The organism is Nostoc sp. PCC 7107, from assembly GCF_000316625.1.
In the GTDB taxonomy this organism is placed as follows: domain Bacteria; phylum Cyanobacteriota; class Cyanobacteriia; order Cyanobacteriales; family Nostocaceae; genus Nostoc_B.
In genome coordinates this window covers 4729728-4748217 of the sequence record NC_019676.1, presented here as the reverse complement: position 1 = coordinate 4748217, position 18490 = coordinate 4729728, and the positions used below count along the sequence as shown (strand labels likewise).

Annotated in this window: 14 protein-coding genes and 1 tRNA gene; 4 read left to right on the top strand and 11 right to left on the bottom strand. The window is 42.9% G+C overall.

Annotated features, from left to right (window positions below):
• The first annotated feature begins 129 nt into the window (after nt 1-129).
• Nucleotides 130-1932: a serine/threonine protein kinase gene (locus NOS7107_RS20270; RefSeq protein ID WP_015114817.1), complete on the top strand. Its 1803-nt coding sequence runs from the start codon at nt 130-132 to the stop codon at nt 1930-1932.
• A gap of 106 nt (nt 1933-2038) precedes the next feature.
• Here NOS7107_RS20270 and NOS7107_RS20265 read toward each other — a convergent pair whose 3' ends face one another.
• Nucleotides 2039-3244, bottom strand: a complete 1206-nt coding sequence (locus tag NOS7107_RS20265) for a histidine kinase (protein WP_015114816.1) — start codon at nt 3242-3244, stop codon at nt 2039-2041.
• A 1741-nt stretch (nt 3245-4985) separates the two neighbouring features.
• Here NOS7107_RS20265 and NOS7107_RS20260 point away from each other — a divergent pair.
• Entirely contained in the window at nt 4986-6662 is a 1677-nt protein-coding gene (locus tag NOS7107_RS20260) for a DUF1565 domain-containing protein (protein WP_015114815.1), read from the top strand.
• 177 nt (nt 6663-6839) lie between these two features.
• On the opposite strand, the gene NOS7107_RS20255 is transcribed toward NOS7107_RS20260, so the two are convergent.
• The gene (locus tag NOS7107_RS20255) at nt 6840-7109 is read right to left on the bottom strand and encodes a DUF3493 domain-containing protein (protein WP_015114814.1); all 270 of its coding nucleotides are present in this window, start codon (nt 7107-7109) and stop codon (nt 6840-6842) included.
• Nucleotides 7110-7142: 33 nt separating this feature from the next.
• Between NOS7107_RS20255 and NOS7107_RS20250 the strand changes: the two genes are divergently transcribed.
• Nucleotides 7143-7214, top strand: a tRNA-Thr gene (locus NOS7107_RS20250).
• Here NOS7107_RS20250 and NOS7107_RS20245 read toward each other — a convergent pair.
• Nucleotides 7215-8258, bottom strand: a complete 1044-nt coding sequence (locus NOS7107_RS20245) for a M42 family metallopeptidase (protein ID WP_015114813.1) — start codon at nt 8256-8258, stop codon at nt 7215-7217.
• A 94-nt stretch (nt 8259-8352) separates the two neighbouring features.
• On the opposite strand from NOS7107_RS20245, the gene NOS7107_RS20240 reads away from it, so the two are divergent.
• Complete coding sequence (locus NOS7107_RS20240; RefSeq protein ID WP_015114812.1) at nt 8353-9129, top strand: class II aldolase/adducin family protein; 777 nt, start codon at nt 8353-8355, stop codon at nt 9127-9129.
• Here the strand turns inward: NOS7107_RS20240 and NOS7107_RS20235 are convergent.
• The 8 genes from NOS7107_RS20235 to nusA all read right to left on the bottom strand — a co-directional run bounded on the left by NOS7107_RS20235 (nt 9071) and on the right by nusA (nt 18458).
• A complete protein-coding gene (locus NOS7107_RS20235) occupies nt 9071-10117 on the bottom strand; it encodes an SGNH/GDSL hydrolase family protein (RefSeq protein WP_015114811.1) in 1047 nt (348 codons plus the stop codon). The genes NOS7107_RS20240 and NOS7107_RS20235 overlap by 59 nt on opposite strands.
• A gap of 203 nt (nt 10118-10320) precedes the next feature.
• Complete coding sequence (locus tag NOS7107_RS20230) at nt 10321-11697, bottom strand: S-layer homology domain-containing protein (RefSeq protein ID WP_015114810.1); 1377 nt, start codon at nt 11695-11697, stop codon at nt 10321-10323.
• Nucleotides 11698-11947: 250 nt separating this feature from the next.
• Complete coding sequence (locus NOS7107_RS20225) at nt 11948-12145, bottom strand: hypothetical protein (RefSeq protein WP_015114809.1); 198 nt, start codon at nt 12143-12145, stop codon at nt 11948-11950.
• A 117-nt stretch (nt 12146-12262) separates the two neighbouring features.
• On the bottom strand, nt 12263-12892 hold the full coding sequence (locus tag NOS7107_RS20220; protein WP_015114808.1) for a low-complexity tail membrane protein: 630 nt from the start codon (nt 12890-12892) through the stop codon (nt 12263-12265).
• Between the two features lie 169 nt (nt 12893-13061).
• The gene (gene infB, locus NOS7107_RS20215) at nt 13062-16181 is read right to left on the bottom strand and encodes a translation initiation factor IF-2 (protein ID WP_015114807.1); all 3120 of its coding nucleotides are present in this window, start codon (nt 16179-16181) and stop codon (nt 13062-13064) included.
• A gap of 139 nt (nt 16182-16320) precedes the next feature.
• Entirely contained in the window at nt 16321-16464 is a 144-nt protein-coding gene (locus NOS7107_RS29065; protein WP_172641467.1) for a hypothetical protein, read from the bottom strand.
• 182 nt (nt 16465-16646) lie between these two features.
• Nucleotides 16647-16922 (bottom strand): YlxR family protein, encoded by a 276-nt coding sequence (locus tag NOS7107_RS20210; protein ID WP_015114806.1) that lies wholly within the window; start codon nt 16920-16922, stop codon nt 16647-16649.
• A gap of 222 nt (nt 16923-17144) precedes the next feature.
• Nucleotides 17145-18458, bottom strand: a complete 1314-nt coding sequence (gene nusA, locus NOS7107_RS20205) for a transcription termination factor NusA (protein WP_015114805.1) — start codon at nt 18456-18458, stop codon at nt 17145-17147.
• Nucleotides 18459-18490: the final 32 nt, after the last annotated feature.

The following is an 18490-nucleotide window of genomic DNA, read 5'->3' as shown; positions in this document are numbered from 1 at the left end:
TGAGATTGCGTTAAGGCAGCGTAACGCTTAAGATTTAATTTATAAACACTCTCGTTATCTCACTAGGGAACATCATCTGCTTTGACATCGTGATGTACATTTAAATATGGCGGACATATTGAACTGTGCATGAGATCTATTCTGCTAAATAATCGCTATCAAGTTATCCAGGTACTCGGTGCTGGCGGATTTGGGGAAACCTTTTTGGCAGAAGATACCCACATGCCTTCTCGCCGACGTTGTGTGATTAAGCAATTAAAACCAATTGCGAATGATCCTCAAACCTATGAATTGATTCAGCAACGTTTTGAAAGAGAAGCAGCAACTTTAGAGTATTTGGGGGACAGTAGTGACCAAATTCCCCGATTACACGCTTATTTTTCGGAAAATGGCCTGTTTTATCTAGTGCAAGAATGGATTCACGGGGAAACGTTAACCCATCTTGTGGAAACTAGGGGATGTCAAAGTGAAACCATAGTCCGAGAAATTCTCTTGAGTTTGCTATCAGTATTGGATTATGTGCATAGCAAGGGGATCATTCACCGTGATATCAAACCAGATAATATTATTCTGCGTTCTGTTGATAGCCAGCCTGTCTTGATTGATTTCGGTGCAGTGAAAGAAACAATTCGGACAGTGGTGAGTAAACCAGGATATCCGATACAGTCTATGGTGATTGGTACACCGGGATATATGCCTGGCGAACAAGCAATTGGACGACCAATTTACGCCACAGATATTTATAGTTTAGGCTTAACAGCTATTTATCTGTTAACTGGCAAACAGCCTTCAGCATTACCCACTCATCAACAAACTGGGGAAATTATCTGGCAGAATGAAGCACCGCAAGTTTCACCCCAACTAGCGATGGTGCTGAATCAGGCAATTAAACCCCAAGCGAGCGAGCGCTACAGCACTGCTAGTAAAATGCTTTATGCTTTAAACTCTACAACTAATCTACCTACATCCCCTACGATCAATTTTCGTCCCACTGAAACTGCATCAACTCAGCAAACTCAGGCTGTTTCTCCACCCCCAAAAATTCCACCGCTAAATTCCCAAAAACCTATATGGATATTTGGTGGGTTAATTGTCGCTGGTTTAATTGCTGGGATGGGGATTTCTCGCTTGTCTCGTCCCCAACAATCAGAATTACCCATTGTCAACAATTCTGAGTATCCAGCAGATCCTACTCCATCTTTAGCAGCAAATGAGCAACCAACTTCTCCACCAATAGCATCTTCGGTTACACCTAGCACACCCCCACAACAACCCGTAAATTCGGCTCCTTTATCGGCTAACAATGACGCAACAGATTCTAACTCTGCAAATGAATCTCCAGTTATCACCGATGAACAGCCTGTAATTACAGATACTGATAATTCAACAACTACGCCAGAGGCTCAACCTACTGTCATTCCGACAAAAGAAGCACCTGCAATACAACCAGACAAGCCAGAGAACAAAAAAAAAGTAAGTATAACAAGCGGTCTCAGCGTTCCCGCATTTCCTACAGGTACAAACAGAAGCACCGTAGAAGCCACTCTCGGAAAGCCAAATAGGGATTTGAGGGGTTTGTGGCGTAATACTCGCGCTGTTACCTATAAAATAGTGCCAAATCAAATCGACTTAGGCTATCTCTTTGATCGTAATTCTGGAAGGTTAGTGCAAACTGAGGCTGCTTTTAATCAATCAGTAGACCCAGAAGTGATGCAAAATACTCTAAGTGGAATGCTTAACGGTCAAGTCACTCCCGAAATTCAGCAAGGACTAAAACAAATTCAACAGCGTCAGAGGGATGATTTTAGTGTTGATCTAGGTTCAGTGAAAGCACAAATTGTCCGCCAGAATTGTGGTTTTATTTATATCAGTATTTGGGAAGCTGATTTACATCCGATTGGCAACCCATCAGCGGCGAAAAAGTGTTCTTAATTCCAACCAAGGGCTAGAGATTAGAGATGATTTTTTCCTCACTCAGCACGGGCTGAACGCCCCGCTACCGCTCTAAGCGCAGCCATGCCCGCAGGGCTTTACAGCACTAAAATGGATAAACTGGCAATGTAAAGTGGAACCATGCGCCACCGTTGGGACTTGAATCTACCCAAATTTGACCGTAATGAGATCGCACGATACGCTGGCATAAACAAAGACCAATGCCATATCCATCTGTACTTTGATCTCTTTGCAGGCGGAAGTGATTTTCAAAAATCAGATCACGACTCTCGGTGGGAATACCAGGGCCAGTGTCGCCGACACTAAACTGAATTTTTTGAGTAGTGCGGTGCAATCCGGCAACCGTAATTTTACCACCAGATGGTGTATATTTAATTGCATTATCTAAGAGGTTCACCAATACTTGGCGGATACGTTCTGGATCGGCGTAGACGCAGGGTAGATCTGAGGGAATGTCTGTTTCTAGTGTTTGGGATTTTGCAGTGTAGCGATCGCGCAATTCCTCTAACACCTCTAAACAGAGTTGTCCTAGCTCAATTTTTTGAGGTATAATTGGCAACTCTTTATCGCTGCCTCTACCTACCTGTAATAGATCGGCAATTAACCGATCAATAATCTTGGCTTGAGTCCGAGCTTGCTTTAACAAGTGGGCGGCCATTGCTGGTTTCAAGCGCTGAAATTCGCCTACTTCTATATTGTAATTAGATTGAAGGGTTTCAATAGCGATCGCCGCAGCAGTTAAAGGATTCCGCAAATCGTGAGCTAACATCGCTATTACTCGGTCTTTGAATTGTAACTGCTCTTGCAGTCTTTCCTTTTCTTGTTTTAAATGAAAGATTTCATCTGAGAGCTTGATTAGTTCTGCGGAAACTGCAACCGAATTAATTGTAGATTTGGGCGGTGACACCCGACCATTATCATCTATCCGTTCTTGAAAATCTTCTTGCAATTTTAAATAAGCATCTACAGCCGCTTGCCAGCGCGGCCACCAGTTTTTTAATTGGGCAATGATATTACTTCCAGCAAGAACTTGCTTGGGTTCTGGGTGGATTTTGATTAATGCTGGCGTAGCTACTAACTTAAAATGTTCTGCGAGATAAGGTTGTTGCCCGACATCAATAATTTGAACCTCAAAGTTATACTCTGCCTGCAATTCTTTTAAGTAAGCACGTATTCGCTGTACTTGTTGTCGAGACTGGGGTCTGCCATCGACAAACAGCAACAATTGGAGAGGAGCCTCAAAATAATTAGGCTGATCCTGGGAAGCTTGCATGTAATCGTGTTTCAGCACTGGTAACAACCTGGCGACGCTTTGCAGAAGATAAAATGGACTAATGGTTGTCGATGGTCGTTGTTCTGATCAATTTAATATCTATTTTAGATTTTTCATACTCCTATCAGCTGTGGGTTTTTGATGTAAGATACATCTTTTTTCACCTTTTGCTTGGTTTTTAGCTATCTTGCTGATCAAGAAACAACTCACTTAAGTATAAGTGCTTATCTAAGTATGACCACAATGTAGCATCAAGGTGAACTGATGAAAACTTTTATGCTAAAAAAGCCGATTGATGCAGCAATAGGTTAATTTAGAGACTTTTACTCAGTCGGTTCTTAATAAACTAGATGCCAATACTCAGCCTTTTGCCTGGGAATGATTAACTATCAGCAGATAGGTTTAGGTTTCAAGCTGATTTTTCCAGAAAAACTTCCTCGCCACTTAAGTAGTTTACTCAGTTACAGTCACAAATGTACTGCTTTTTGCCAACTTTTAGTAAGGATTTAGGCAAAATTCCTGAATACTCAGTCAATTGCGCTCGTAATAACATGAATGGGTATAAAGTTGGCAAACTACTAATTGTTGTTTGTAAATGCCAATGAGATTTTTATACTCTTCTTAACCCTTATATAATTTTTCCGTACTTCTCAAAACTGTGACAGTTTTGGAGAGTATGGGAAATTGATTTAGTGAGCAGCACCACAAAACATCAAAATTTGTGACAACAGCATTTTCTCTACTTCTACTACCAAGTTTCTCCCGGCAATGCAAAAACAGTCGTAGCTAAATACTTACTATTTTGATAACTGCGATCGCATTACCAAAAGTAGCAGTTTTTACTTTCACAAATGCCAAGATTTTATTGATAGTAGAGTTAAGGGCATCTTTCCTAATATTCCCTTGATAAAACTTGCAGGAATTGCTACCAGACTTAACAGCTTTACTGAAATAATTGATTCTTCAAAAGAGCGAAATTATAACCATTTTTTGGGAATCCCAAAGACTGGTATTTTTTGCCTTTTTCTATACTTCAGCCTAATAAACATGACTAAATATTGTACAGAATCAATGTAAAACCTTATTCAATAAAGTTGGCTTTTTGCTTTTTAGATGTTCCCAAGTCATGATGTATTTCTTAGTTTAGCACTGTGCAGCGATGGAAACTAATTTTATTTGGCGTATGTAGGATAAGATTACAATTTTGTAGATGAATCAAATAAATTTCCATAGCAACCATGAAATTCATATTTAAAATTAGTAATTGAAAGTTTTATAATTAGCAGGACTTACGCAAAATTATGAAAAAACAAACCGCAAAGGACGCATCGACGCGATAGCGGCTTCCCGCAAGGTAAGACACGCAGTCATAAGAGTTTGAGAGAGTTCTTGCGTAAGTCCTAATTTTAGATGTAAAACACCGATCTAATCGCGTAATGCGATAGCAGTCCGATTTAATTTTTGCACAAGTCTAATTAGGGACGTAGGATTCACCTTCCTCCAGGGTAAGGATGTTCGCCTCTAACTTTGGTATCTGCGTATATGAGTCGTGACAACTAAGATGTAGTTTGTTCACTCAAGAACTGTTACCTTTGACTCAGAGTTTCTAGCAAAATTGTTTATTTACGTGTCTGATTGCGAAACTTAGAGGATTATTTGCTAGTCATCCGTTATAGTTTTGCTTGGGATGGACGGTTATCTAGCTGTCACACCTAACCCTTCTTAGCCAACTATAATTCAGCAGATCACAGACACAAAAATGAAACATCAAGGTTTTCATTTTTCTTCCGTAAAAAATATTTATTTTCTTTCTGGAAGAAACCTTAAATTTAATTTATCCTTAAAAGCCGGGCTGACAGCTTTGTTAGTAGCTGCAACTGGTTCTACATTATTGGTGGGTACAGCAAATGGTGGCGCTTCGCCCAGCGTTATAGCGCAAGCACCAGCAACTGCAAAGGTAATTTATGTCAACCCAACAACTGGTCAAAACAATACAGGTGCTGGCGCAACAGCAGCAGCACCTTACAAAACTATTAGCTTTGCACTGGCTCAAGCTCAACTAGGGACAATTATTCGACTTGCGCCAGGAACTTATAACCAAGAGGCTGGAGAAACATTTCCGTTGTTGCTCAAATCAGGAGTGACAATTCAGGGTGATGAAGCAACCAAAGGCCAAGGGGTAATTATTACTGGCGCAGGTTTTTACACCAGTCGGACTTTTGCCAGACAAGAAATTACCGTCTTAGCTGATAATAATAGTGCGATCGCTGGTGTCACTGTTATTAACCCAACTCAACGCGGTACAGGTATTTGGGTAGAATCTACTAATCCCACCATCCAAAACAGCACTTTTACCAATAATGGTAGAGAGGGTGTGTTTGTCACAGGTACAGGAAATCCCACAATCGAAGGTAATATCTTTGTGCAGAACAAAGGTAATGGGATTTCCCTGGCTAGAGCGGCTCAAGGCATAGTCAGAAATAACTTATTTCAGGATACAGGTTTTGGTCTGGCGATCGGTGGAACTTCTACAACTTTAGTAGAAGGAAACCAAATCATTCAAAACCAAGATGGTTTGTTTATCTCAGACTCCGCTAAACCGGTACTTCGCAAGAATGTCATTCAAAATAATAAGCGAGACGGAGTAGTTGCCATTACCACTGCTGAACCTAACCTAGGTACTAATGAAAATCCCGGTGGTAATCTCATTCGTGGTAATACTCGTTATGACGTAAACAACGCCACTAAAACTAGTACCATCGTGGCTGTTGGTAATGATGTTGATCAGAAAAAAATCTTTGGTAAAGTAGATTTTGTTGCAGCCACAGTTGAACCACCATCAGGCGGTGCTGTGGCCTTTAAGGATGTACCCAGCAATTTTTGGGCAAAAAGCTACATTGAAGCTTTAGCCTCACAAAGTATTATTGCTGGCTTTCCTGATGGGACGTTTAAGCCTAATGAACCTGTAACTCGCGCCCAGTTTGCCACAATTATCACTAAAGCTTTAAATCCATCAGCTAAACGTAGCGCTATCAACTTTCAAGACGTGCCAAGCAATTTTTGGGCTTTCGCTGCCATAAAATCTGCTTATCAGAGCCAATTTGTCTCCGGCTACCCCGATGGAACTTTTAAACCACAACAACAAATTCCCAGAGTGCAAGCACTAGTCGCCTTAGCCAATGGTTTAGGCTTAACTGCCAATAATCAAAATATTATTGGGTTCTACAATGATGCGGCGCAAATTCCTAACTATGCAGTTGGCCCAGTTGCTGCGGCTACTTCACGCCAATTAGTGATTAACTATCCCACTGTTAAGCAGCTTGATCCTAATCGTCAAGCAACTAGAGCCGAAGTCGCGGCTTTTGTTTACCAAGCCTTAGTTAACGCTGGACGCGCTCAACCAATTAACTCACCCTATTTAGTCACAGTTCAGTAAAATTCTAGAGAGAAAATTAAAAGCGTCAAGACTAGCAATTTGTTAACTTGACGCTTTTGATTTTGTAGTTTTTATTAAACTTAGGGCTGACGCAAAACACCTCTCAAACTCTCATTTCTCCGTGACCTCTGCGTCTCTGTGGTTCGATTTTCCGTAGCCTGTGCGTAAGTCCTGAAACTATTTAGGTAGTTGATTACGTTTTTCCCAGCGCCACAAAAAAGCCATCAAAGCTACTATTCCTAGTTGCAATGCCAAATTAGGTAAAGTGCTTTCAAGTTCTCTACCAGCAAGGACGCGAAAAAAGAAGACAAATGCGCCAATAAAACCAGAAGCACCCACACCAATATAGATAAATTGCCGCAAGCCGCGATACGGAGTTGCGGCTTCTGCTTTTAAACGGGCATACTGTTCTGGATTAAGGCGGGTTTTGGGATTTGGTTCTACCATCTGTAAATAATGCTATAATTTCTATTCGTGTATGCCGATGTGGCTCAGTGGTAGAGCAGCTGATTCGTAATCAGCAGGCCGTGGGTTCAAATCCCATCATCGGCTTTATTCTGTGAAATTTTCACAAAAGCCTTTTAATAGATTAATACAGTTGGCGATCGCACCTAAATGAGCAATTTCATATCCGTGGGTGTTTTGTGTAGGAAATGCTAAACAAGCAGCACGACCAACGTGACCAAATTTCATCGCTATTGAGGCATCACTCCCAAAACCGCTGATAATGGCTAATTGTACGGATATATCTAATTGTTTTGCAGCCCGACATAATTGCATATTCAAGGGTTCATCATATATGCCATAGGCATCTTGAGACAGCAGTACTGGATTTTCCCCGTCTTTAATTGGGTATTCTGGAGATAAAGGACAAATTTCTAGAGCAATCAAAGCATCTAATTGCTGATTTTGGGTAAAAAATAACGCCCCAATTGCGCCGACTTCTTCTTTGGCTGAGGCTACCAAGTATACATCACAGGCTGGCTGCTTCAATTTTTGGGCTAAAGCTAAAAGAATCGCCACTGAAGCTTTATTATCTAAGGTATAACTGGCAATATGATCATTTAAGCGAATGGGATGTTTGCGATGCTTACCAACTACCATTCTGGTTCCTGTCCGAATACCTGCGGCTTCTAATTCAGCGGTGGTGCGTTTGGTTTCAATCCAGGCATTTTCCCATTTTACAGGTGTATCTTCTTGCTGAACTTTTTGCGGAGATTCGTGAGAGACATGGCGAGAACCAAAGCTGAGGATACCGGAGATAGTTTGATTGTCGCCGAGTAAATCGACTACACCTTCACCATAAACCCAAGGAAAAGCACCGCCTAGTTTGCGAACTTCTACTCGACCTGCATCACCGATGGTTTTGACAATTGCGCCAATTTCATCTTTGTGAGCCGTAATAGCGATCGCTCTAGTAGAATCTTTACCAGGAATTTTAGCAATAATATTGTCAGCGCGATCGCGCCAAACTTCTACTCCCAACTCGGCAAATTGCTGGAGCAAAAATTCGTTAATCTCCGCCTCTGCACCGCTAGGGGAATGGTGCATGACTAGTTCTTCAATAATCTTAAATAGCTGCGCGTAATCCGACATTAATTAAAGTGAAAGAGTTTAATTTCAAGGCTTTGAGCAATAAAATATATCCTAATTTGATTGTTACTTACCGTCACACATCATTAAAAATAATATGCAAGCAATATCTGTACAAAAACCAAACGCACCCCAACCACCAACCTTTACCTCTATTCCAGAAGAACGTCTGCACCGGAAACAAAGATTAGCCGCAGCCTTGCGGTTATTTTCTCGCTATGGTTTTGATGAGGGAATTGCTGGACATATCACAGCACGCGACCCAGAAAATCTAGAACACTTTTGGGTGAATCCTTTTGGAATGCACTTTGGTTTAATTCGCGTCAGTGACCTCATTTTAGTCAACCAAGAAGGTGAGGTTATTATAGGCGATCGCCCAGTTAACCGAGCGGCTTTTGCCATTCATTCCCAAATTCATGCAGCCAGACCTGATGCAGTAGGGGCTGCTCATGCTCATTCTATCTATGGTAAAAGCTGGTCTAGTCTGGGTCGCTTGCTTGACCCCCTTACCCAAGATGCTTGTAGTTTTTACCAAGACCACAGCTTATTTGATGACTATACAGGTGTCGTGCTTGACCCGCAGGAAGGACAGCGGATTGCCCAAACCCTCGGACAAAAAAAAGCTATTATCCTCAAAAACCACGGTTTACTTACAGTTGGTCACTCAGTTGATGAAGCTGCTTGGTGGTTAATCACAATGGAGCGTTCTTGTCAAGTACAGTTATTGGCTGAGGCCGCAGGCAAACCTAGCCCAATTAAACATGAGTCTGCGGAGTTAGCACACTCCCAAGTGGGTTCACACAATTTAGGTTGGTTTAGCTTTCAACCTTTATACGAGATGATTGTGCGGCAAGAACCCGATTTTTTGGATTGAATGCTGACTTTTGATGTTGGCGTTTGAGTATTCCAGCTGCACCCACAGCACCAAGCGCCAATAATCCGAAAGTTGTAGAAGATTCGGGAACTTGCTGCGTTTGGATTGCTGCCAATGCAGTTTCTGCGATAAATCTATGAGCAGTGGTAGTTGGGTGAAAATTATCCCAAAATAAAAACTGATTTTGGTTGTTTAGACAATCCACCGTTGATAGACAAGATTCTGTGACATTAGTCAAACCGAATTCTGACGGGGATGCGATCGCTCGATTAAACAGGGAATTTACGTCCACAGGAATAATATTCAGATTGAGATTTTGGTTTAAAGCCGCGACAGTTGTTTGTAAGCCAAAATTAAAATTATTGGTTGATTGAGTGAGAGTTGCCGGATCTCGATTATCTGTAGCGCCTGGAAGCTTCCCTAAATCTGGCAAGTTAAAAACCAAAATATTTCTTGCACCCACACTAGCCAGAGTAGTTAATGCCAAACCAATATTATTTACTGGTGTTGTTAAGTCTTGGGGATTGGGAAATAGAAAGTCATTCGCTCCACCCCACACAACATATAGCGCATTTGGATCAGCAGTCTGGTTATTAACTAAGAGAGGTTGAGCAAACAAACCTACTTGTTCTAACACTCCCGGTAATAGTGCATCACGTACAACCGCATTACCCATACCAGAAGCCGCGCCACCAAAGGCAAAGTTAATGCCTTGGGTAGGAATAGTAGTATTTAAATCGGTGGCTAAAGTCGGCTGTAATCCTAATTGATTGCCAAAATAGTCAATCCACAACGGGCCGTTAGATAAACTTCTATTGGGGTAAGGTGGATTGGCTGGAAATAAACCACCCGTAGCATTGAAAACATTACCTGTATCAGATAAGCTATCGCCAAATACATAAAGCTGGCTAAAATTTGCAGCCGAAGCTTTATGTGGCAACATGAAGGATAAAAACACAAAGCCTGCTGCTACCAGTCGTTTTTTCATGCTTTTGATATATTAATTGCTGCGTATCTAGTTAAGAGATTAGTAAATGTATTGACTGTATTTTGAGGATACGGCAAAACCCCGTAGCTAGAATTAGAGATTTTATGTAATCTTACTGAATAAATTTTGCCATATTCAGCAAGAACTGAATATATTCACTTAATATTTATGATTTACCAAGGTTATACAAAGAATAAGTAAGATTATGTAGGCGATCGCTTTAACTTTAAAGCATCACTCGCTGATACTCCATCACCTACAGTGCCAAAATACCACAAAGCCGCCGCAGCCTCGGCACGAGTCACAGGTTTTTTCGGTTGAAACAAAGTCGTATAGCCAAACACTCGCCGAATATTTGATTGTTCTGCACTTGGGAAATCAGCCAAAATTGCCCGTAATGCCTTCGGATCAATTTTCCCGACATCTTGAAAACCCCAAGTTTGTTTAACAGCATCCAAATTAGCAGTAGGCAAAGCCTGGCGAGTATCTAAAGGCACTTTCCACAAAATCAATTGCTCCCGTGTTAGAGGCGCATCTGGGCGAAATAAAACTGTAGTTGAGTCTCCCGACAAGGAACTAGGAATCAAACCAGCCTCAGCTAGTCCCTGAATTGCGGGAAAATCTGGGTCAGTTTTTGCTACATCACTAAAAGCAGGCTGCGTAGTTTCCGCTGCTAAACGTATCTGCTTGGCCGAATTATTTGGATACATTGCATTGTTCGCCGCCACTAACCAACGCGCATACATTCGGCGGGTGATGATTTTCCCCGGTTCAAATAAGTTTGTGTTGTTAGAATTAGCTTTATTTGCTGAAGATTCAACCAATAACACACCCAATTCAGCTAAGTCTTGGATATGTTGACGTAATTCTTGTGGCGCTTTGTTGAGGTCAGAAAATTCTTCAGATGTAGTTGTCGTTGCAGTAGTAGTTGAATTATTAGGCGTAGTGCTTGGTTGGGTGGTTGCAGCGTTAGGTGCTACTGGGCCAATAAACTGCGGATTGCCAGGTTGCGGAGTATTATTAGTTGTTGGTGTAGATTGTACCGTCTCAGCACTATTAGGCGCATAATCAATTACTAAACTAGTAGCTGTTTGTGGTTGATTAGGTGCAGCATTCGTAACTGATTGAGCTTGAATGGATACTTTGACTAGCAAATTATTGCGTCGTGCTGCAAAAGTACCAATATCATCGGCTGGTTGTTGGTCAATTTGCCAGTTATTATCCTGCAACTGTCTACGATAAAAGCTGGTAATAAAATTACTGGGATCGGAACTCAACCAGCGAGTTGATGCTTGATTATTGGAACCACTAGCAGGCGTAACTTCCTGAAGTTTGGCATTGGAATATAACGGAATTTCTTTGGGAAAGTCGGCAGGAAGCTGGACTGTTGCTTCATTCTGTGCTGATTGTGGTTCGCCTTTATTAGTTTCTCCAAAGACAACTGGGTTGTTTTGCAGTCGGGGATCAGCCGCCAAAGATTCTTCCAGGTTTTTGGCGGTTGGATTGTTACTACAGGCTGTTAGGGAAGTAAGTAAAACAGCCAAACTTAATAAGGCGGCTGGACGTTTGCAGAGAAACACAAGCAGGAATTGATAAATTACATGTCCTTTTCTACCCTAGCGCAGACTGGCAAAAGTTTACCGAACATCGCATTCCGATTGATCGCTCACATCAACCTCATCATCATAAGTAAGATCCTTGTAGCGCGATGATATGAATAATAACTAAAAGCGATCGCAGCTGATCAACAACATTTTTGTGGTTTTGCTCACTAAAACTAAAGGGAAGCATTCTGATAATACTTCCCTGGAAACTGGTCATTTGATTTTTTTAGTAAGCCAGAGTTTCTAAAGTTTCTCTTAAATATTTTTGTACTTGCTGATCCAGGCGCAGACCCTGTAGTTGGGCATCACGTTCTAGTTGCCAACTTTGGAAACCGGAACTGGAAGCGATCGCACATTTAAGGCTGTACCAAATTTCGGTATCAGCGGGATATTGGCAATTACTAGCAGCAGGAGTTGGAGTCATCGTCCCTTATTCCTCAACTTTAACAGTTATGGCAGTTTTCGTTTTGAGCGAATACAAACAAACCTGCCTTTATGAGGCAAGTGTATACTCTGCGAAATATTTATTGGGTTCTAATGTTTAGGGCTGCTGCGAGTTTCTATTGCTTCCGATTAAGGATTGAAACAACCTGGGTAAAATTTGATTAACTTGCACCCCTAAAATAGTGAAATCATGCTTGATATTCTCTAAAGATAACGGTTCTAGGGCAGCAAATTCTGTGTCATTAGTCACTAAAATTCGTGCCACACTCACGGGAACTTGTAAAAATAAATTACTTGCTAAAAAAGCTAAAGCAGCCAACACTAAGCCTAAGCCACGCCACTGCGGCAAAAAGCTGACTAAATGTTGCACTTGGGGAACAACCTTGTAAAGCTGCCACAGCACCACAGTTAATATTATTGCTGTAACTAGGGACAGCACCCGGTTTAACTTAGTATTAATTAAACAAAGTATCTTACGCTGTTGCTCAGTCAAATTTTCGGGTTTGAGCGCTATGCCTAAAAGAGAATATATATAAAATGGACGACGTAGCTGCATCCATAACAGTGGGGTAACGCCTATAGTGGCGACTAATAATAACTCTCCCCACACTGGTAAGAGTGGCTCACCTATAGCTAAGAATAATAAACACAACACCAAAAAAATTGGCAGTGTTGCTAATCCAGCAATGTGAATCCACAATATAGGTTCAGAGCGAAACGAGGACATAGTTAAAGTGCTAAGTGCTGAGGAGCTAGTGCGGTGGGCGGCTTTGCGGACTCCCTTACTGGCGTTGCTGAGCGCTGAGTTTAAGTTTACAGTTTTGAGTGTGGAACTAACTTATTTTCAGTTCAACACACTTAAACGTTTACTTGAACTCAGCACTTAGTGTTGACCACTATCTTGTCAATGTGAGAGTACGGCGTTTCGTAACCATCTGGTAGGCTTCAATAATGTCGCCTTCAACCCAGTCATGGAATTTGTCTACGTTAATACCGCATTCATAACCAGCATTAACTTCACGAGCATCTTCTTTGATCCGTTTGAGGGAGTCAAGAACACCTTCGTAAACAATTTTCCCGCCACGACGCACACGCAGTTTGCAGTTACGTACCAGCTTGCCAGATTGCACATAACAACCAGCAACGGCTCCTTTACCAACTGGGAAGACAGCACGGACTTCGCACTGACCAAGCGGTTCTTCAACCAACTCTGGTTCCAACAGACCTTCCAAGGCTCCTTGGATATCTTCGAGGAGTTTATAGATAATATTATACTCCCGGACATCTACACCTGCCTCATCAGCGGCTTGTCTTGCGCCACTGGCATAGGTGGTGTTAAAGCCAATAATGACTGCGCCACTGGCAGCAGCTAAGTCAATATCTGTTTGGGTAATTTCTCCAGCCGATGCTAACAGCATCCGGATTTGCACTTCGTTTTGGGGGATTTGCTTGAGCGAACCAACGATCGCTTCGACAGAACCTTGCACGTCGCCTTTCAAGATTAAGTTGAGTTCTTTCAACTCGCCTTCTTGTGCTTGAGCAGATATGGTTGTGAGGGTGACACGTCCCTGCAAAAGTCGTGACAAACGTTGTTTGTCGGCGCGATCGCCTGCTATACTCCGAGCTTCTTTTTCGTTCTGGAAGACCTCGAAGTCATCACCAGCTGCGGGTACATCACTTAATCCTAGTACCTCAACGGCAAAGGAAGGTGATGCTGCATCAACTCTGCGACCGCGGTCGTCAACCATTGCCCGAACTTTACCAAAGGCTGAACCAGCAACGAGCATATCTCCAACGTGCAGAGTCCCGTTCTGAATTAACAAGGTAGCAACTGCTCCCTTTGCTTTATCCAGGTGGGCTTCAATTACGGTTCCTTTCGCTAGGCGATCGGGGTTAGCAGATAGTTCGCCAACTTCTGCTACTAACAGAATCATTTCCAGAAGGGTATCGAGGTTTTCACCCTTAATCGCACTGACTGGAACCATGATGGTTTCACCACCCCATTCTTCTGGAGTTAAACCATAATGAGTGAGTTCTTGTTTAACTCTGTCTGGTTGTGCGCCTTCTTTGTCAATTTTGTTAATTGCGACGACAATGGGTACTTCTGCGGCTTGAGCGTGGCTGATGGCTTCCACTGTTTGAGGACGCACACCATCATCTGCTGCGACTACCAAAATGGCGATGTCTGTGACTCTTGCACCCCTCGCCCGCATAGCAGTAAATGCTTCGTGACCAGGGGTATCTAAAAATACTATCTGATGGAGCTTACTGTCATGTTCTATGTCCACATGGTATGCACCGATGTGTTGGGTAATACCCCCAGCTTCTCCAGCAGCAACTTTGGTTTTGCGAATCGAGTCGAGTAGGGTAGTTTTACCGTGGTCTACGTGACCCATAATGGTCACTACAGGCGGACGACGAATGAGATGCTCTAAATCTGCCACGTCGATCATTTCTGTGATCTTACGTGCTTCTGCCTCTGGTTCGGCGGTTTCTACTTCTATTTCTAGCTCTTTACCCACCAAGGTAATGGTTGGGATATCTAGATTTTGCGTAATACTCACCGCCATGCCTTTGAGGAACAGGATTTTCACAATCTCTGTATCTGCAACGCCTAATTCGTTGGCGAGTTCTTGCACTGTCAGCGGGCCTGTTACTACGATTTTTTCTGGGCGATCGCGTTTTGGCTCTGCTTCTTGACGACGGTTTTGCTCACCGCGATGAGAATGGCTGGCTTTCTTATTAGCTCTAGAAGTTGGTGCTGCGATCGCCGCTGCCATTACAGGTTGTGCAGGTCGCGCTGCTTTTGGCTTGGGTGGACGAGCTATGGAAAGACTGGCCTGGATAGTAGTAGATATCTCTAGACCTTCTTCATCTAGAAGATCATCATCTTCAAAATCATCCTCCAGGATTGGTTTGACCCGCTTACCTTTGGGGCCTCCCTTGCCTGCCTTCTCTTTAACTTCGTCAATTATTTCCTCTTCTTGCCATTTTTTCCCACCTTTGGCTAGACGAGGCGGTGTTGGCCGTTTTAAGTCTAGGATATCTGGAACTACAGCATCATCATCGACTCCCATTTTCGCTGTTGCTCCAGCTGCCGGTCTGCTAGGTGGGGTAGCAAGTGGGGCTGCTGTGGGTTCTGTGGAACGTATTGGTCTTTGAGGACGTGGCCCATCTGAGGAGCCTGCTCCTGGCGGTCGGTTCGTCCGCTGCTCTGGTTTAGCCGGCCCAGGGGTCGGACGACTTTGTTTGGGCGCTGGCGCTTGTGCTGCTTCTGTTGGAGGCTGAGATGGTTTCCCTGCCTTAGTTGGTTTAACTGGGTCGCGATCGCGTTTGAGAATCGGTTTGTCTGCTGAATTTGACAGACCAATAATTGCGGCTTGTTCTGCCTCTGGTCTAGCCGGTGGTGCAGATAGTTGCGGTTTTTGCGGTTTTTCTGGCCTTTGCTTGTGCGAAGGCGCTTTTTCTGGCTTTTCCGCTGCTATATTTTCTGATACTTGCGGCGTATTCGGTTTTGGGGTTGTGTCTGTGACAGCAGGTGCTTGTGAGTTCTCAGACTGATTCCGGGGTACAGGTCGGGTTGGTGCCGTCGGCTTCATGGATGAGACTGGTGTAGCAAAGGGCCGTGGAGGTGCTGGAGAATTGACTTCAGAAGAAGCAAATTGAGTATTAGTAGCAACTGATGCCTCTGGGGCATTGGTGTTAGGATTTCTCAATATTTTGGGTTTACGAATTTCCAAAATTTGTTGTTTGTGTGGTGGTGCAGGTCGGCTATGAGAGCCAGTTTGGTGTGAATTTGGTTTGTTGGTGGTTGTTCCTAGTTCTCTTTTAGGTGTTCCATTCGTTACTGCCAATTTTTCGGCAGCCGTCCGGATATGTTCTGCCTCTGATTCTGAAATAGTGCTGCTATGGCTTTTGACCGCAATATTGAGCTGGTCGCAAATTGCTAATAGCTCTTTGTTATCCAAATTCAATTCCTTTGATAATTCATAGATTCTAACTTTGCCGTTGTTCATCCACTCTTCCCCTTTAATTTACAGTTTTTTGGCGGATGGTTGCCTGGGTGTGCGACATCTCCATCCTTAGATCACTGTTTTTCGGTTGCCCTTGGTAATTTTGCCGGTGCCTCCAATCAGGAAAGAGAGATGTTTCGGGTTAACGTTGGCATCTACGCCGAAGATGGCGGTTGATTGGCTCCCATAAAAAGTTTTTACGAGAACTTTTGATGCCGAACTGCGCCTGAGCGCTACCAGGTTGCCATTCTGTAGTTTTTTGTTTTGCTGATTCTGAGTCTTCCACAACACAATCGAGTAAAACTTTTTGGGAGTATTGCTTCGTTCCTTTTTAAATTAAAGAGCCGCTTGCTGACTACACCCATTTACTATTTTGGCACTAACCCCGACAATTGCAGAGGGTATATCTTCGGCACGAGTAGTTCGGCTTTCGTTACAATCCTCTGGGGATTACTACCACCAAGTTTTTCAACCTGGTATTTGATTTTGGTGATGACTTGGAGCTAGACGTTGCCACAATGTTTGATACAGTGCTTCTGGCACTGATGCTTGTAGCGATCGCCCTAATCTATTCTTTTTGTTTGCCGCTTGCAAGCAAGTTACTTGCGGACAAATATAGGCAGAACGCCCCATGCCCTCATCTAATTGTACCTTTCCAGACGGAAAGACGCGGACAATCCGCCAAAAGTCTTGCTTCAAGCCGACTTTGCGGCAACTAATACAACGCCGATAATTCGGTTTCATCAGTTTTTTCGAGGCATATAGTCAAATAATTTTGGATTTTGGATTTACCCCATTGAGAAATTTTGGTTTTCTTATTGATTTCATCAGAAAATTATCGGTCAGCAGTTTTATAGGAAAGTCCAGCTAGTATAGCTAACTTTTGACTTGTACCTCATTTTTTCTCAAGTAATTATTAAACTTTTACTGAGGTAAATATTAGCAGAACTGTCCCAAGCTTATAAATTACTCTTCGTCACGGGAGTCAAAAGAGTCGTCTAATAATTCTTGTTGCTTTTGCTCCTCAAATTCATCTAATTCCATATCATCATCTTCTAGTTCCATGTCATCCTCCTCTAGTTCCATCTGTTCTTGCTCTAGTTGAGCTTTAGCGCGAGCAGCGGCAAATCTGGTATCTTCGCCTGCATAGTCATACTTAGCTTTATCTTTAATATCAATTTTCCAACCAGTCAGGCGGGCTGCGAGGCGAACGTTTTGTCCTTCTTTGCCAATTGCCAAACTCAGCTGGTCTTCGGCTACTAATACGTGAGTTTGCCGCGTTTCCGGATCCATTAGCCGGACTTCATCGACTCTAGCGGGACTCAACGCGTTGGCAATATATGTGGCTGGGTCTGGAGACCAGCGAATCACGTCAATTTTTTCGCCGCGTAGCTCATTAACTACTACTTGAATGCGTGATCCCCGTGCGCCAATACAAGCACCTACGGGGTCAACATCCCGATCTAAGGTATCTACAGCGATTTTAGTCCGGGGGCCGACATAACGAGATGGGGGATTAGCTTCTCGCGCTACAGCGACTATTCGCACTACTTCGTCTTCAATTTCTGGGACTTCGTTGGCAAATAAATAAACGACTAACCCAGCATCAGCACGGGATACTAACAGTTGTGGCCCTCTTTGTTGACCTTGAGAAACCTTCTTCAGATATACCTTAAAGGTGGCATTAGCTCGATAATTATCGTTTGGTAGCTGTTCTCGCTTGGGTAATTCGGCTTCGACTTCTGGCTGACCAAAGGTACTGCTAACAGCCAAAATTACCGATTGTCTCTCAAATCGCAAAACTCTGGCTTGCAGTACAGTTCCTTCTAAATCTTGGAACTCTTCCTGCACCATCTGGCGTTGTTGATCTCGTAATTTTTGCGCCAGGACTTGCTTGGTTTGCATGGCGGCCATCCGACCGAATTCTCCTTGGTCGGGGGTGACATCCAAAACGACAGAATCTCCTAATTGAGCTTCTGGGGCGACTTGTTGCACTTCGTCTAAAGAAATTTGATGGTCGGTGTTACTAACTTCTTCAACAATGGTTTTTGTGGAGAGAACCCGAAATCCTTCGTCATCAATATCTAGTTCTACTTCAAAGTTATCAAAATAATCTTCATCAAATTGCTTGCGTTCTAAATTTTGAGCGCGACGATAACGTTCATAACCTTTCAGCAGTGCTTCTCTAATCGCCGCTTGAACTGCTAAACGAGGTAAGTTTCGCTCACGACTAATACTTTCAATTAATTCTTTTAATCCTGGTAGACTAACCATTGACATAAGCAATCTCCTTTAAAAATGAGGGAATAAGG

Coding starts and splice junctions, on each gene's coding strand:
- NOS7107_RS20270 (WP_015114817.1), top strand. CDS start 130: ATGAGATCTATTCTGCTAAATAATCGCTATCAAGTTATCCAGGTACTC.
- NOS7107_RS20260 (WP_015114815.1), top strand. CDS start 4,986: ATGAAACATCAAGGTTTTCATTTTTCTTCCGTAAAAAATATTTATTTT.
- NOS7107_RS20255 (WP_015114814.1), bottom strand. CDS start 7,109: ATGGTAGAACCAAATCCCAAAACCCGCCTTAATCCAGAACAGTATGCC.
- NOS7107_RS20245 (WP_015114813.1), bottom strand. CDS start 8,258: ATGTCGGATTACGCGCAGCTATTTAAGATTATTGAAGAACTAGTCATG.
- NOS7107_RS20240 (WP_015114812.1), top strand. CDS start 8,353: ATGCAAGCAATATCTGTACAAAAACCAAACGCACCCCAACCACCAACC.
- NOS7107_RS20235 (WP_015114811.1), bottom strand. CDS start 10,117: ATGAAAAAACGACTGGTAGCAGCAGGCTTTGTGTTTTTATCCTTCATG.
- NOS7107_RS20225 (WP_015114809.1), bottom strand. CDS start 12,145: ATGACTCCAACTCCTGCTGCTAGTAATTGCCAATATCCCGCTGATACC.
- NOS7107_RS20220 (WP_015114808.1), bottom strand. CDS start 12,892: ATGTCCTCGTTTCGCTCTGAACCTATATTGTGGATTCACATTGCTGGA.
- infB (WP_015114807.1), bottom strand. CDS start 16,181: ATGAACAACGGCAAAGTTAGAATCTATGAATTATCAAAGGAATTGAAT.
- NOS7107_RS20210 (WP_015114806.1), bottom strand. CDS start 16,922: ATGAAACCGAATTATCGGCGTTGTATTAGTTGCCGCAAAGTCGGCTTG.
- nusA (WP_015114805.1), bottom strand. CDS start 18,458: ATGTCAATGGTTAGTCTACCAGGATTAAAAGAATTAATTGAAAGTATT.